Annotated in this window: 15 protein-coding genes; 10 read left to right on the plus strand and 5 right to left on the minus strand. The window is 73.4% G+C overall.

The window, feature by feature from the left end; genetic code table 11:
* Window positions 1-14: 14 nt before the first annotated feature.
* Window positions 15-641 (minus strand): GPP34 family phosphoprotein, encoded by a 627-nt coding sequence (locus ACFY29_RS31590; protein ID WP_386991940.1) that lies wholly within the window; start codon window positions 639-641, stop codon window positions 15-17.
* Between the two features lie 183 nt (window positions 642-824).
* Between ACFY29_RS31590 and ACFY29_RS31595 the strand changes: the two genes are divergently transcribed.
* Genes ACFY29_RS31595 through hrpB form a run of 3 tightly spaced genes read left to right on the plus strand, consistent with a single transcriptional unit; the run spans window position 825 to window position 4,493 of the window.
* Window positions 825-1,649, plus strand: coding sequence for a helix-turn-helix domain-containing protein (locus tag ACFY29_RS31595; RefSeq protein ID WP_386992038.1), 825 nt, complete (start codon window positions 825-827; stop codon window positions 1,647-1,649).
* Window positions 1,650-1,690: 41 nt separating this feature from the next.
* Complete coding sequence (locus ACFY29_RS31600) at window positions 1,691-1,891, plus strand: DUF397 domain-containing protein (protein WP_386991941.1); 201 nt, start codon at window positions 1,691-1,693, stop codon at window positions 1,889-1,891.
* 28 nt (window positions 1,892-1,919) lie between these two features.
* A complete protein-coding gene (hrpB, locus tag ACFY29_RS31605) occupies window positions 1,920-4,493 on the plus strand; it encodes an ATP-dependent helicase HrpB (RefSeq protein ID WP_386991943.1) in 2,574 nt (857 codons plus the stop codon).
* Between the two features lie 7 nt (window positions 4,494-4,500).
* On the opposite strand, the gene ACFY29_RS31610 is transcribed toward hrpB, so the two are convergent.
* Window positions 4,501-5,226 (minus strand): protein phosphatase 2C domain-containing protein, encoded by a 726-nt coding sequence (locus tag ACFY29_RS31610; RefSeq protein ID WP_355609933.1) that lies wholly within the window; start codon window positions 5,224-5,226, stop codon window positions 4,501-4,503.
* A gap of 270 nt (window positions 5,227-5,496) precedes the next feature.
* Between ACFY29_RS31610 and ACFY29_RS31615 the strand changes: the two genes are divergently transcribed.
* From ACFY29_RS31615 to ACFY29_RS31645, 7 genes are all read left to right on the plus strand, one after another.
* Window positions 5,497-8,106 carry a glycoside hydrolase family 9 protein gene (locus ACFY29_RS31615; protein WP_386991946.1) on the plus strand — a complete coding sequence of 870 codons (2,610 nt, stop codon included), beginning with the start codon at window positions 5,497-5,499 and terminating at the stop codon, window positions 8,104-8,106.
* Window positions 8,107-8,198: 92 nt separating this feature from the next.
* On the plus strand, window positions 8,199-8,423 hold the full coding sequence (locus tag ACFY29_RS31620; protein WP_386991948.1) for a hypothetical protein: 225 nt from the start codon (window positions 8,199-8,201) through the stop codon (window positions 8,421-8,423).
* A gap of 12 nt (window positions 8,424-8,435) precedes the next feature.
* A complete protein-coding gene (locus tag ACFY29_RS31625) occupies window positions 8,436-8,567 on the plus strand; it encodes a hypothetical protein (RefSeq protein ID WP_386991950.1) in 132 nt (43 codons plus the stop codon).
* Window positions 8,568-8,653: 86 nt separating this feature from the next.
* Window positions 8,654-8,860, plus strand: a complete 207-nt coding sequence (locus ACFY29_RS31630) for a hypothetical protein (RefSeq protein WP_386991952.1) — start codon at window positions 8,654-8,656, stop codon at window positions 8,858-8,860.
* 131 nt (window positions 8,861-8,991) lie between these two features.
* Window positions 8,992-10,242, plus strand: a complete 1,251-nt coding sequence (locus ACFY29_RS31635; protein WP_386991954.1) for a DUF222 domain-containing protein — start codon at window positions 8,992-8,994, stop codon at window positions 10,240-10,242.
* 206 nt (window positions 10,243-10,448) lie between these two features.
* Window positions 10,449-10,595, plus strand: a complete 147-nt coding sequence (locus ACFY29_RS31640) for a hypothetical protein (protein ID WP_386991956.1) — start codon at window positions 10,449-10,451, stop codon at window positions 10,593-10,595.
* Window positions 10,595-12,358 (plus strand): MFS transporter, encoded by a 1,764-nt coding sequence (locus ACFY29_RS31645; RefSeq protein ID WP_386991957.1) that lies wholly within the window; start codon window positions 10,595-10,597, stop codon window positions 12,356-12,358. The genes ACFY29_RS31640 and ACFY29_RS31645 overlap by 1 nt, the downstream gene beginning before the upstream one ends.
* A 48-nt stretch (window positions 12,359-12,406) precedes the next feature.
* Here ACFY29_RS31645 and ACFY29_RS31650 read toward each other — a convergent pair whose 3' ends face one another.
* From ACFY29_RS31650 to ACFY29_RS31660, 3 genes are read right to left on the minus strand one after another with little or no spacing between them, the layout of a single operon-like run.
* Window positions 12,407-12,664 (minus strand): UBP-type zinc finger domain-containing protein, encoded by a 258-nt coding sequence (locus ACFY29_RS31650; RefSeq protein WP_328425786.1) that lies wholly within the window; start codon window positions 12,662-12,664, stop codon window positions 12,407-12,409.
* The gene (locus ACFY29_RS31655) at window positions 12,661-14,235 is read right to left on the minus strand and encodes a Na+/H+ antiporter (protein ID WP_328425784.1); all 1,575 of its coding nucleotides are present in this window, start codon (window positions 14,233-14,235) and stop codon (window positions 12,661-12,663) included. Before ACFY29_RS31655 ends, ACFY29_RS31650 begins: the two co-directional genes overlap by 4 nt.
* A gap of 36 nt (window positions 14,236-14,271) precedes the next feature.
* On the minus strand, window positions 14,272-15,237 hold the full coding sequence (locus ACFY29_RS31660) for a TIGR03885 family FMN-dependent LLM class oxidoreductase (protein ID WP_386991960.1): 966 nt from the start codon (window positions 15,235-15,237) through the stop codon (window positions 14,272-14,274).
* Between the last annotated feature and the right edge of the window lie 9 nt (window positions 15,238-15,246).

Below are 15,246 nucleotides of genomic sequence, written 5' to 3' on the forward strand. Positions count from 1 at the left end.
GGGTTACCGGGGAATCAGGGGGCGCCGCGCAGCACCGCGGCGCCAACGGCGGCCTCGGTGTACCCGACGAGTTCCTTCAGGGGCGCCGGCAGCGCCGGGATGAGGACGTTCAACCGGTGGTGGGCGCGGGGTCCGGCGCTCCAGAGCACCTCTCGGGTCAGGCCGGCGGCCACGACCAGGCCGAGCAGCAGGGCGTCCGGCACGCTCGGCGGGTCCGGACGGTCCAGCAGTGCCCGCAGCCGGGTGGCCGGCCAGGCCACCGCGTTGAGGTCGATCGGCAGGTAGCTGACCGAGGTGCGCAGCAGCCGGCGGCTCTCCTGGCGGCGCAGCACACCGGCCCGGGCCAGGCGCTCCCCCACCGAGGTCGTCGCGCTCTGCGCCAGGAAGCTGAGCCAGGTGCCGACCGCCTGATGCTGGGACTCGCCGATCATCTGGTCGAGCACGGTGTGCGCCAGCGCGTCGGCCGGTGGGCGTCGGTCGACGAGGGTGATCCGTCCGCTCGAGACGGTGATGTGTCCATACAGGATCAGCTCACCGAGCAGCCCGCCGGCCAGCCCGAGCCCGGTCGCGGCCGGATGCAGTTTGGCCTTGCCACGGCTGTCGTTGTGAGCGATCAGGAAGAACTCGTCGGCGATGAGCAACGGTCCTCCCGCACGGATGTGTCCACAGTGATCGCGACCGGGAAAGGATGCACCGACAGCTACTGCAATGCAACTCCCAGATTTGAAAGTTGCACTCCGTGCATGTGCGACCTGCGGATCTTGTCGTGACAGACTCGGACGGTGACCCCCACCCCCGCCATCCGACCCGCCGCCAGCCCGACCGTGCGCCGTCGACGAATCGCTCGGGAGCTCCGCCAGCTCCGGGAACGCGCGGGCATGACTCTCGATGTCGCCGCGCGCCAGCTCGACATGTCCAAGAGCAACCTCTCCCGGATCGAAACCGCGCAGATCGGCATCAAGCCGCGCGACGTCCGGGCGGCGCTCGCGCTCTACGAGGTGACCGGGGCGGACGCCGAGGCGCTGATCGAGATCGCCCGGGGTGCACAGCAGCGCGGCTGGTGGCAGAACTACAGCGACGTACTGCCCGAGTGGTTCGAGTTCTACGTCGGGCTGGAGGCCGAGGCGGCGGCGCTGCGCACGTACGAGGCCGAGTCGGTGCCGGGGCTGTTGCAGACCCAGGCGTACGCCCGGGAGATCTATCGGCGCACCGCCGGCGAGGACGGTGTGGAGCGCAAGGTGGCGGCTCGGCTGCAGCGGCAGGAGGTGCTGCGCCGCGACAACCCGGTTCAGTTGTCGGCGGTGGTCAACGAGGCGGTGCTGTTGCGCCCGGTCGGCGGCGCCGCCGTGATGGCCGAACAGCTGGTCCACATGAGCCGGATCGCGCAGTTACCCAACGTTACAATCCAGGTACTGCCGTTCGCGGCCGGCGGTCACCCCGCGATGAGCACACCGTACGTGATCCTCAACTTCGCCGAGGCCGCCGACGCGTCCGTGGTTTACCTGGATAACCTCACGATGGGACTGGCGCTGGAGGATGCCGATCAAGTGCTCGGGTATAGCCTTCTGCACGAGGAGCTGTGTCGGATGGCGCTCGATCCGGCGGCGTCGTTGACCCGTATCGAGCATGCTTCTCGTAACTTTGCGTGACCGCTTCTGCGGCACGCCGACGCAGACGAGAGGTATCGCGGATGACGGCAATCGACCTGACCCGGGCGGACTGGCGCACCAGCACGCGCAGCAGTGGCAACGGCAACTGCGTGGAGGTCGCGACAGCCGACGGTCAGGTCGCCGTCCGGGACAGCAAGGACCGCTCCGGCCCGGTGCTCGCCTTCGGCCCGTCGGCCTGGCGTACCTTCCTGCGCGGCGTCGGCGAGGTGCGCCACAACTGACCCACCCGGGCCGGTGCGAGACTGGGCCGTGCTCTCTGACGAAACCCTGGACCTGCCGGTACGCCCGGTGCTGCCGGCGCTGATCGCGGCGCTCGACGCGGCCGGCGCCGGGGTCCTGGTGGCTCCGCCGGGCACCGGCAAGACCACCCTCGCGCCGCTGGCCGTAGCCGACCGGGTGACCGGCCGGGTGGTGATCGCGCAACCCCGCCGGGTGGCCGCGCGCGCCGCCGCCCGGCGGATGGCCGAACTGCTCGGCGAGCGGGTCGGTGACCGTGTCGGCTACGCGGTACGCGGCGAGCGCCGGGTCAGCCCGGCAACGCGGGTGGAGGTGGTCACCACCGGCCTGCTGGTCCGCCGGCTGCACCACGACCCTGAGCTGCCCGGCACGGGCGCGGTGCTGCTCGACGAGTGCCACGAGCGGCAGCTCGACGCCGACCTCGCGCTGGCCTTCACGGTGGAGGCGCGGGCCACCCTCCGGCCGGACCTGTGGCTGCTGGCGATGTCCGCCACCCCGGACACCGACCGCTTCGCCGCTCTGCTCGGCGGGCCCAGCCCGGCCCCGGTCGTACGGGCCGAGTCCGCGCTGCACCCCGTGCAGCGAATCTGGGCGCCGCCACCCCGGCCGATCGCCCCGCCCGGAGCCGGTCCGGTGGACCGGTCCCTGCTCGACCATGTGGCGGCCACCGTCCGGCGGGCGCTGCGCGAGCACGACGGCGACGTGCTGGTCTTCCTGCCCGGAGCCGGCGAGATCGCGGCGGTCACCGGCCGACTGGCCGACCTGCGGGACACTGTCGCGCTGCTCCCGCTGCACGGCCGGCAACGCGGCGCCGAGCAGGACGCCGCCCTGCGTCCGGCAGATCGACGCCGCGTGGTGCTGGCCACCGCGCTGGCCGAGACCAGCCTGACCGTGCCAGGCGTCCGGGTGGTGGTGGACGCCGGACTGTCCCGGGTGCCCCGCATCGACCTGGCCCGCGGGCTCGGCGCGCTGATCACCGTGCCGGTCTCCCGAGCCGCCGCCACCCAGCGGGCCGGCCGGGCCGGCCGCGAGGCCCCCGGGTCCGTCTACCGCTGCTGGTCCGCGGCGACCCACGAGCGACTGCCCGCCCGGCCGGAGCCGGAGATCGCCACCGCCGACCTGACCGGCTTCGCGCTGGAGCTGGCCGCCTGGGGCCGGCCGGACGGCGTCGGGCTCGCCCTGCCCGACCCGCCACCGGCTGCGGCGATGGCGGTGGCCCGGGACACGCTGACCACCCTGGGCGCGGTCGACGCGGACGGCCGGATCACCGGGCGGGGGCGGGCCATCGCCGCCGCCGGCGCGCACCCGCGGCTGGCCCGGGCTCTGCTCGACGGCGCCGGACGGGTCGGCGCCGACCGGACGGCCGAGGTGGTGGCCCTGCTCTCCGAGGAGAGCGCGGCCGGCCCGGGCGACGACCTGACCGCCGGCTGGCGCCGGCTGCGGACCGGGGTCGACCCGGCCGCGACCGCCCGCTGGCGAGGCGAGGTACGCCGGCTGCGCGCCGCGCTGCCCGCCGGCTCCACCCCCGAGGGCCGTGGCGACGCCGACCGCGCCGCCCGAGCGAGCGGTCCGGGAGCCGGCGGACGTGCCGGCTCCGCTGGGCTGACCGACGACCTGGCCGCCGGGCTGCTGGTCGGGCTGGCGTACCCGGAACGGCTGGCCCGGGTCCGGCGGCCGGGCGGGTCCGCGTACCTGATGACCGGTGGGACCGCCGCGGAGCTGGCGGCCGGGTCGGGGCTGACCGGGTCCGACTGGCTGGCGGTGGCCGTCGCGGACCGCACCCCCGGCGCGCCGTCGGCGCGGATCCGCCGGGCCACGCCGCTGGACGAGGCGACGGCCCGCGAGGCCGCCGGGCCGCTGCTGTCCACGCGCCGGGAGGTCGGCTGGTCCGACGGAGACGTGGTGGCCCGGGAGGTGACCCGACTGGGCGCGATCGAGCTGCAGGAGCGCCGGCTGGACCGCCCGGACCGGGCGCAGGTGGCGGAGGCGCTGCTGACCGGTCTGCGCCAGGAAGGGCTGGGACTGCTGCCCTGGACGCCAGCGGCCCGGGCCTTGCGCGAGCGGCTCGCCTTCGGCCGGCACCACCTCGGTGCCGAGTGGCCGGACGTGGGCGACGAGGCGCTGCTCGCCACCGCGCCGACCTGGCTCGGCCCGGAGTTTGCCGCCGCCCGGCGCCGCGCCGACCTGGCCCGGGTGGACGTCGCCTCGGCGCTGCGCCGGCTGCTGCCGTGGAAGCAGGCCGCCCAACTGGACGAGTTGGCACCGGAGCGGATCGATGTGCCCAGTGGTTCACGGATCCGGCTGGACTACAGCGACCCGGCAGCGCCGGTGCTGGCGGTGAAGCTCCAGGAGACGTTCGGCTGGCCCGCGGCCCCCCGCATCGGCGACGGGCGGGTGCCGGTGCTGCTGCACCTGCTCTCCCCCGCCGGGCGGCCGGTGGCGGTCACCGCCGACCTGGCGTCGTTCTGGCGCACCGGCTATCCGCAGGTCCGCGCCGAGCTGCGCGGTCGCTACCCCCGGCACCCGTGGCCGGAGGACCCGGCTACCGCGACGCCCACCCGGCGGGCCACGCCACGCCGGCGCTGAACGCCGGTTACTCCTCCTCCACGTCGGCCACCACCACGGTGACGTTGTCCGGCCCACCGGCGTGCAGCGCCAGGTCGATCAGCTTGCCGGCACAGGCGGCGCGGTCCGGGTAGCCGGTGAGCACCTCGGCGAGGGTGTCCGGACGGACCACGTTGGAGAGCCCGTCGCTGCACAGCAGCCACCGGTCGCCGACCCGGGGCACCATCGTCGCGTAGGACGGGGAGACGTCGTCGCCCTGGAGCGCCTGGGTGACCACCGCCCGGCGCGGATGGCTGCTGGCCTGGTCCGCGGTGATCACGCCCTGGTCCACCAGCATCTGTACGAAGGTGTCGTCCCTGGTGACCTGCTTGAGCACGCCCTCGCGGAACAGGTAGGCCCGGGAGTCGCCGACGTGCGCGAGGGCCAGGCAGCTGCCGGTACGGGCGAAGAGCAGGGCGGTCAACGTGGTGCCCATGCCCTGGCGCTCCGGATCCTCGGCAACCGCCTGCCGGATCCGCGCGGTGGCCACCGCGATGCCGCCCTGGAGCGCGGCCACCAGGGCGTCCTCGGGGGTCTCCACGTCGAGTGGGGCGACCGCGTCGATGGTGAGCGCGCTGGCCAGGTCACCGGCCGCCATCCCGCCCATGCCGTCGGCGACGGCGACGAGCCAGGTCCCGGCGTGCAGGGCGTCCTGGTTTCCACTGCGGATCAGCCCACGGTCGCTCGTTCCCACGGAACGCAGCTTCAGGGTCATGGGAGGCAGCCTGCCAGGCGAAGGGCGCAGTTGTCTCTAGGAGATCAGGACGACGGGGCGTGGCGCGGCCAATCTCACGTGTCCGCAACGGCGAGTCGCGGCACCCCGGCCCGGCGTCGTGCTGGCCGGCCGCCCTAGTCGGGCACCGAAAGCCATCCAGTCAGATCGATTGACATGCCCCTGACCCGCTGGAAACATCGAGCCGACACCTGGGAGCGCTCCCAGCTTCCGCCGCCACCGTTTCACTTCCCGTCCCGGAAGGACTCCCCCGTGACGCCATCCCGACGCCGCCTCCTGCTGGCCGCGGCGACCACCCTGGCCCTCACCGCCGCGGGCGCCGGCCCGGCCCACGCCGACCCGCCACCGGACGCCCCCGAGCAGATCGACAACGGCGACTTCAGCGGCGGCGTGAGCCCCTGGTTCTCCTTCGGCACCGGCGCGCTCGCGGTGACCGACGGCCGGCTCTGCACCACCGTCCCCGGCGGGCTGGCCAACCCGTGGGACGCCGGCATCGGCCAGGACGGCGTGCCCCTGATCGCCGGAGCCGAATACACCCTCGGCTTCGCCGTCTCCGCCACTCCCGGCACCGCGGTCAAGGCCGTCCTGCAGCTCGGCAGCGCCCCGTACACGACGTACGCCGCCGTGGACGCCACCGCCACCGGCACCGCCCAGCGGGTCGAGCAGACCTTCACCGTCCCGGACGACAACCCCGCCGCCCAGCTGATCTTCCAGGTCGGTGGCGCCGCCGAGACGCAGACCGTCTGCCTGGACGACGTCTCGCTGCGCGGCGGCGAGCCGCCCGAGCCGTACGAGCCGGACACCGGGCCACGGGTGCGGGTCAACCAGGTCGGCTACCTGCCCGGCGGCCCGAAGAACGCCACCGTGGTCACCACGGCCACCGACCCTCTGCCGTGGCAGTTGCGCTCGGCCGGCGGCGCGGTCCTGGCCAGCGGCACCACCACCGCCCGCGGCGTGGACGACGCCTCCGGGCAGAACGTGCAGACGGCCGACTTCTCCAGCTACCGCACCCCCGGCAGCGGGCTGACGCTGACCGTGGACGGCGAGACGAGTCACCCGTTCGACATCTCCGGCACCCTGTACGACCGGCTGCGCGCCGACTCGCTCCAGTTCTTCTACGCCCAGCGCAGCGGCACCGCCATCGACGGCGATCTGATCGGCGACGAGTACGCCCGACCCGCCGGCCACCTCGGCGTGGCACCCAACCAGGGCGACACCAGCGTGCCCTGCCAACCGGGCGTCTGCGACTACTCCCTGGACGTGCGCGGCGGCTGGTACGACGCCGGCGACCACGGCAAGTACGTGGTCAACGGCGGCATCGCCACCTACCAACTGCTGAACACCTTCGAGCGGACCAGGACGGCGGCCACCGCGGCCGGCGGCACCGGGTTGGCCGACGGCACGCTGCGGGTACCCGAGCGCGCCAACGGCGTACCGGACATCCTCGACGAGGCCCGCTGGGAGCTGGAGTTCCTGCTGCGCATGCAGGTGCCGGCCGGCCAGCCGCTCGCCGGAATGGCGCACCACAAGATCCACGACCGGAACTGGACCGGGCTGCCGCTGGCCCCCCACGACGACCCGCAGCCCCGCGAACTGCACCCGCCGTCGACCGCGGCCACCCTCAACCTGGCCGCCACCGCCGCCCAGTGCGCACGGCTCTACGCCCCCTACGACGCGGCGTTCGCGGGCCGCTGCGCCACCGCCGCGACGACGGCCTACGCCGCGGCCAAGGCCCATCCAGCGGTGTACGCCAGCCCCACCGACGGCACCGGCGGCGGCGCGTACGACGACTCGACCGTCACCGACGAGTTCTACTGGGCGGCGGTCGGGCTGTACCTGAGCACCGGCACGCAGACCTACCTGAGCGACCTGACCGCCTCGCCGCACCACACCGGCGACGTGTTCGGCCCGCAGGGCTTCGGCTGGCAGAGCACCGCCGCGCTCGGCCGCCTCGACCTGGCCACCGTGCCGAACGGGCTACCCGCCGCCGAGCTGACCCGGGTCCGCGCCTCGGTCACCGCCGCCGCCGACACGTACCTCGCCGAGCTGCGCCGGCAGGCGTACGGGCTGCCGATGCCCGGGGACGCCGGCAGCTACTTCTGGGGCGCCAACAGCAACATCATCAACAACGCCGTCGTGCTGGCCACCGCCTTCGACCTGACCGGCGACGCCGACTACCGCGACGGCGCCGTGCAGGCGATGGACTACCTGCTCGGCCGCAACGCGCTGAACATCTCCTACGTCACCGGGTGGGGCGAGCACGCGGCGGAGAACCAGCACAGCCGGATCTTCGGCCACCAGCTCGACCCGAACCTGCCGAACCCACCCGCCGGCTCCCTCGCCGGTGGCGCGAACGCCGCCCTCCAGGACCCGTTCGCGGCGCAACTGCTCGCCGGCTGCGAGCCGATGTTCTGCTATGTCGACGACATCAACTCGTACGCGACCAACGAGGTGGCGATCAACTGGAACTCGGCGCTGGCCTGGATCGCCTCGTTCCTGGCCGACCAGGGTGACGCCAGCTCGGTGCCGGCCACCACCTGCGCGGTCCGCTACACCAACTACGGCACCTGGCACGGCGGGACCGGGTTCACCGCACAGCTGACCGTGCGCAACACCGGCGCCACGGCCGTCAACGGCTGGAGCGTGCGGTTCGCGTTCACCGGGGACCAGCGGATACGCGAGGCGTGGCTGGCGAAGGTCACCCAGTCCGGCGCGACGGTGACCGCGCGCAACGAGTCGTACAACGCCCGGATCGTGCCCGGCGGCACCGTGACGTTCGGCTTCAACGCGACCACCGGCGGCGGCGCCAACCCCAACCCGGGCCTGGTCACCGTCAACGGCTCGGCCTGCTCGCTGACCTGACCGGTACGGCTGGTGGCCGCTCCCTCTCGGGCCGGCCACCAGCCCCTCAAATCACGTGGACCCGGCCGGCCGCGTGGGCCATGGTGGGCGCCATGGACGGCGGCGAACTGACCGACTCGGAGCGTCGAGTGTGGGCGGCGATGCCGGCGGGGACACGGGCCACGTTGGCCGGCTTACCTGCCACGGATCTGCGTACCCTGTTGCTGACAGTGGCCCGCGACCGTGCGACGACCGTGCGCCCGCCCGACCTGGTTCGCCGCTGGCGCGAGGACCGCTTGGTCCGCCCGGCCCGCGCCGACCCCCGCGCGCTCGCCTAGGTCGAGGCACGAATGTGGCAACTGTTGCCGGCCGACATCTCGGGAGTGGAGCTGTCGCCGGTCGTACCGATGGGCACCTGCTCGACGGCCGCACCGGTCAACCAGAACAAGATCGTCAGCACGATGCGCGCCAGCGAGGTCTGACCGAGCTACACGTCACGGTCTTCGACGACCCGGTCGTCCGGGAGCGACTGGCCGACACCGTCCGACCAGCACTCGACGGTGGCGCGGTGCCGCTCGTGGACGAGCCGGAGCGGAGGCGCGGTCAGGGCTACTACACGGCTTGCTCTATACGGATCACCGTCCTCGGCGGGAGCCTGGAGGTCGGCGATGGCGGCTTCACCGATTGGACCGCCCGGCTGAGCGGCGACGCCAAGGAACGCTGCCTCGTCTCCTGCCTCGCCACCGAACGCCTCGTCGACTGCGCGGGCCGCTGAGCCCTGGCAACGACCCCGAAATCCAACACCTTCAGCCTCCCGGACCAGCATCCCATCGCCGCCGCTGAGAGCAGCCGAACCGTCCACCGACCGAGCACCAAACTGTCGTACACGTGTTCTAAGTTCGATCTGTGATGGAGGAGTTGGCGCAGGCGGAGGCGGCAGTCGCCGCCTGCGGCGACGCGGCGACGTGGGCCCTTAGGGAGCACGATCTCGTCGCGGCGCTGGATGCCGCGCACCGGCTCGAGCAGCGCCTGGCGGCCGTCAAGCTGGCCCTGGTGCGGGCCGTCGACAGTCGCGGCACGGCTGCGGCGCAGAGTGCGTCGTCGACGACGGTGTGGCTGCGCGATCGGCTGCGACTCACCGTTCCCGCCGCGCGCCGGTTGGTCGACCTCGCCGCTGCGCTGGACGCCGGAGCGCCGGGGGTCCGGGCTGCTCTGGCCAATGGGGACATCAGCGTGGAGCAGGCCCGGGTCATCGGCGACACCGTCAACACGGTGCACACCGCCGCCGGCGCCGAGGCTGCCGACAAGGCCGTCGGCGTGCTGGTCGAATGGGCCGGGCAGTTCGATCCCACGCTACTCCGCAGGCTGGGCACGCGGATCCTCGACCACGTCGCCCCGGAGGTCGCCGACGCCGCCAACCGGGCGGCGTTGGAGACCGAGGCCCGCCGTTCCGCCCGGGATCGTCATGTCACTCTGTCCGAGCTGCCAGATGGCCGCCTGCGGCTGACCGGCAGCCTCGACGCCGAAGCAGCCGGCCTGCTACGCGCCGCGATCGAGCCGTTGACCGCACCCACCGGCCCGGACGACCCACGTACCCCCGGGCAACGCCGACACGACGCACTCGCCGACCTCTGCCGACTCACCCTACGCACCGGCGAGCTACCCGAGCACGGCGCCGAACCGGCCCAGATCGTGGTTACCACCAGCTTCGACGCGCTGACCCGGCAACTCGACTCCGGCACACTCGACACCGGCCTCCGGCTCACCCCAGAAACGGTCCGCCGCCTCGCCTGCGACGCGGCCATCCTCCCCGCCGTCCTCGGCAGCACCGGCCAGCTACTCGACGTCGGCCGGCAACGCCGTCTCATCACCGGCCCACTACGACGCGCCCTGGTCCTGCGCGACCGCGGCTGCGCCTTCCCAGGCTGCGACCGCCCACCCCGCTGGTGCGACGCCCACCACATCCAACACTGGGCAGCCGGCGGCAACACCAGCCTGACCAACGCCGTGCTTCTCTGCGCCCACCACCACCGACACATCCATCACGGCGACTGGACCGTCCGACTGGGCGACGACGGCCACCCCGAATTCGTCCCACCAGCCTGGCTCGATCCCGACCAACTCCCCCGCCGCAACCACTACCACCGGCGGCCGTGACCACCACAGCCCATCCAGCAGCCATGACTGCGGCACCGCATTCCAGCGTGACCCTGCGCCGCGTCCACCTCCGGAACTCACAGCGGGCCGGAACCCAGTGCGGGCCGAAACCCAGTGCGGGCCGGAACTCACGGCGGGGCGGAACTGCGCGGCGGGCATGGCGCCGTTCTCCGGAGCACGCTCCGGAACGGGGCTTGGGGATCGGTGTGACCGGCCTCGCGTCGTTCGGGGCCGCCAAGTCGCCCGGCCTGCCTAACGTCGGCATCATGGCTGTCAACGGGGACGCGGTCGATCAGGACACCGAGGGTGAGCGGCTCGTCGACGTCTCCGCGGCCGTGCCCACCGCGCGCTGATGCGGGGCGTGTCGCCGCTGCCGCCGCCGGGGCGATTGGGCACCCTCTCCCTCGCCACACTGGCGAACACCGTCGGCTCGGGACTGTGGCTGACCGGCGCGGCTCTCTACCTCACCCGAGACGTGGGGCTTTCCGCCGTCCAGGTGGGCACCGGGCTCAGCGTCGCAGGGCTGGTCGGGCTGACCGCCAGCGTGCCGCTCGGCGGGCTCGCGGACCGGCGCGACCCGCGTACCTTGCGAGCCGTCCTGCAGGTGCTCCAGGCGGTGGTTGCCGCAACGTACCTGCTGGTCGGCTCGTTCCCGATGTTCCTGGTCGTCGCGGTGCTCGAGCTGCTGTTGACCTCTGGCAACCTCGCTGTCCGCGCCGCGCTGGTCGCCGCCGTTGCCGGCCCGCAGGGGCGGGTGCACGCCTTCGCCACGCTGCGGGCGGTGGCGAACCTGGGCATCGCGCTCGGGGCGGGGCTGGCCGGGTTCGCGCTGGCCGCCGACACGCATCTGGCGTACCAGATCCTGGTGGCAGGCAACGCGGCCAGCTATCTGGTGTCGGCGGCGCTGCTGTTGCGGCTGCCGGCCTTCCCGCCGCCCCCGCATCCCGCGACGGCCGCTGCTCTCCGCCGGGGTCGTCCGCTGCACGACGGCCGCTTCCTCGCGGTGAGCGGTGCGTCGGCGGTGCTCGCCCTCCACCAGACGGTACTCACGCTGGTGGTGCCGCTCTGGGCGGTGACCCTGCTCGGGGCGCCCCCGCCCGTCGTGTCGGCTGTGCTGCTGACCAACACGCTGCTCACAGTCCTGCTGGCGGTGCGGTTGAGCCGGGGCGCGGACGCTGCGGCCCCGGCGGCCCGGAAGATGCGCCGGGCTGGCCTGGTGCTGGCCGCCGCGATGCTGCTGTACGCGGCCACCGCCACCCTGCACACCGCTTCGGCGGTCACGCTGTTGCTGGTCGCCACCGTCGTCTACACCGTTGGCGATCTGTGGCACAGCACCGCCGGGGCCGGTCTCGCCTACGATCTCGCTCCGCCGGACGCGGTCGGCGCGTACCAGGGTGCCGATGGGATGCTCGCCGGTCTGGCCCGCGCCGTCGCCCCGGCCCTGCTGACGCTGGTGGTGCTCGACGGCGGCGTGCCCGGCTGGCTGGCCGTCGGCGGGCTCTTCGCCGTCGTGGGCCTGGTCATCCCGGCGCTGACCCGGTGGGCGTTGGCCACCCGCCCGGGGTGTAGCAGCATGGTGGGCGTGACGGATCAGCAGAGCATCACCATTCGCCCCGGTGGTCCCGACGACGCCGCGACCGTGCTGCGGCTGCTCGACGGCGCTACCGCCTGGCTGGCGGCGCGCGGCCGGACCGGTCAGTGGGGCACCGAGCCGGCGTCGACGGATCCACGCCGGATCGCCCAGGCCGACGGCTGGGCCTCGGGCGGCGGCATGCACCTGGCGATGCGCGACGACCGCCCGGTCGGCACCCTGGTGGTCGGCGCCGCCAGCGACTACGTGCCGCCGGCCACCGAGCCGGAACTCTACGTGCGGCTGCTGGTCACCGACCGGGAGCACGCCGGCCTGGGGATCGGGGCGCGGCTGCTGGAGCACGCCGCGGAACTGGCCCGGTCGCGGGGGCTGGGGCTGCTCCGGGTGGACTGCTACGGCGGCGACGATCGGGTGCTGGTCCGCTTCTATGAGCGCTGCGGCTTCACCGCCACCGACTCGTTCACTGTCGCGCGACCGGGACGCGACCCGTGGCCCGGGCAGCTCCTCGTCCGTCGGCTCGGCTGAGCAATCGTCCCGACGCTGACGGCCGGGCCGCCTCCAGTCGTCGGCCCGTCAGCCGATCTCTTCGTCGACGTAGCACCAGCGCCAGGTCTCGCCGGGCTGCACCGACTGGATCACCGGGTGGCCGGTGGACTCGAAGTGCTTCGTCGCGTGCTGGTTCGGTGACGAGTCGCAGCAGCCGACGTGCCCGCAGGTCAGGCAGGCTCGCAGGTGCACCCAGTCGGCGTCTCCGATGGCGACGCAGTCCGGGCATTCCTCGGTGGTGCCCGACTCCACGGCGCCGGCCTCGGTCAGGTGCTGACAGCTCACTTCTCGACCTCCTGCCGCAGCAACGACTCTTCCAGGTCCAGGTCACGATAGGCCCGCACCAGCACCTCCTCGGGGATCCGACCGGCGTCCCGGGCAGCCCGGAAGACGTCCCGCTCGGCGTCGATCATCTCTTGTCGAAGCCGACCGTACGCCTGGGACGGGGTCTCCCGCTCGGCGCCACCGAGCCGTTCCCAGGCCAGGTTCGTGCGGTCGTCCAGCGCCCGGCGCAGCCGGTCCACCACCGCCGCCGGTGCGTCGGCGGCCAGCGCGTCGAGGCGGTCCCGGGCGGCCCGGCTGGCCTGCTGCTGCACCCCGGCGGCCGACAGCGCGTCCTGCACCGGGTCGTCCTGCGGCAGCTTCAGCCGGCGGGCGACCAGCGGCAGCGTGGCCCCCTGGCCGACCAGGGTGACCACGATCACCGCGAAGGCCAACCAGATGAACAGCGCCCGGGGGTAGGGCGCGTCGTCGGCCAGGGTCAGCGGCAGGGCCAGCGCGGCGGCCAGGGTCACCACGCCACGCATCCCGGCCCAGCCGATGATGATCGGGAACTTCGGCGACGGGGTCTCGTCCCGGCGGCGGATCCGGGGCACCAGCCGGGCCAGGTAGGTGGCCGGGAAGAGCCAGACGAACCGGGTGAGGAAGACCGTGGCGAGCACCGCGAGGGTGATCGTGATGAGCGAGCCGATCGGCTCGTCGAGGTCCCGCAGCACCTCCCGCAGTTGGAGGCCGACCAGGAGGAACACCAGCCCTTCCAGCAGGAACCGGGCCAGTCGCCAGAACGCCCCGACCTGCAACCGGGAGGCCGCCGACAGCAACTGGGGCAGCTTGTGGCCGAGTGCCAGCCCGGTGACCACCACCGCGACCACGCCGGAGGAGTGCACCGCCTCGGCGGCGAACACCACCGCGAACGGGATGATCAACGACAGCGCGTTGTCCAGCAGTGGGTCGTTGATCCGCCGGTGTAGGAAGCCGAAGATCACCGCACCGAGGGCGCCGATCAGGATGCCACCGCCGGTGGCCCGCAGCACCTCGATGGCGACCTCGGCGGTGCCGACCGCCGAGCCGATGGTGGCCAGCGTCGCGACCCGCAGCAGCACCAGCGCGGTGGCGTCGTTGACCAGGCTCTCCCCCTCCAGGATGGTGACCACCCGACGGGGTAGGCCGACCCGCCGGGCGACCGCCGTGGCGGCCACCGCGTCCGGCGGGGCGACCACCGCGCCGAGGGCCAGGCAGATCGCGAACGGCACCTGCGGCAGCAGCAGGTGCAGCACGAGCCCGACCACGAACGCGGTGAACAGCACCAGGCCGACGGCGAGCAGCAGGATCGGCCGGATGTTGTTCTTGAACGCCGGCACCGAGGTTTCCAGCGCGGCGACGTAGAGCAGCGGCGGCAGGATGCCGACCAGCACCAGCTCCGGGTCGAGCCGGACCTGCGGGAAGCCCGGCACGAAGGAGAGCGCCAGACCGAGTACGACCAGCAGGATCGGCGCGAGCAGGCCGAGCCGGCGGGCCAGCGCCGCGCCCAGGGTGGCGATCGCCAGGAAGACGACGACCGGAAACAGGCTCTCCATGGGTACGAGCCTAGGGGTCCGAGGGTCGGACCCCGGTCAGCCGCCCGGGCGCAGCTTCGGCAGCACCTCGGCGCCGAACGCGTCGATGAACCCTCGCTGCTCCTGCCCGACGTGGTGCAGGGCGATCTGGTCGAAGCCGAGCTCCAGGTACTCCTCCAGCCAGCCGACGTGCCGGCCGAGGTCGGCCGAGACGTTCACCACCTCGGCGACCCGCTGAGCCGGCACGTCGGCCGAGACCATGTCGAAGTGCTCGGCGGTCTCCAGATCCCAGCAGACCGGCGGGGCGAAGACGTTGCTGCGCCACTGGTCGTACGCGATTGCTTCGGCCTGTGCCTGCTCCGGCGCCCAGCTGACGTGCACCTGCAGGTGCAGTGGCCCGCGCCCGCCAGCGTCCCGGTACGCGTCGATCATCTCGCGGAGGTGCGCCACCGGCGCGTTCACCGTGATCAGCCCGTCCGCCCACTCGGCGCACCAGCGGGCGGTGGCCACGCTGACCGCGGCACCGACCAGCGCCGGTGGCTCCTCGGGGCGGGTCCACAGCCGGGCCCGGTCCACCCGGACCAGGCCGTCGTGGCTGACCTCCTCGCCGGCCAGCAGCGCCCGGATCACGTCCACGCACTCGCGCAGCCGCGCCGCGCGGACGTCCTTGCGTGGCCATGGATCACCGGTGATGTGCTCGTTGCTGGCCTCACCGGTACCCAGCGCGGCCCAGAACCGGCCCGGGTACATCGCGCCGAGCGTGCCGATGGCCTGCGCGATGATCGCCGGGTGGTAGCGCTGGCCAGGGGCGTTGACCACGCCGAACGACATGCCGGTGGCCTGCAACGCGGCACCCAGCCAGGACCAGGCGAAGCCCGATTCGCCCTGCCGGACGCTCCACGGGGAGAAGTGATCCGAGCACATGGCGGCGTCGAAGCCGGCCCGCTCGGCGTGCATCACCGCCTCCAGCAGGGCACGGGGGTGGATCTGCTCATGGGACGCGTGAAACCCGAACACCGTCATGGGCGCACT

Source organism: Micromonospora sp. NPDC000668 (genome assembly GCF_042897975.1).
Lineage (GTDB): Bacteria > Actinomycetota > Actinomycetes > Mycobacteriales > Micromonosporaceae > Micromonospora.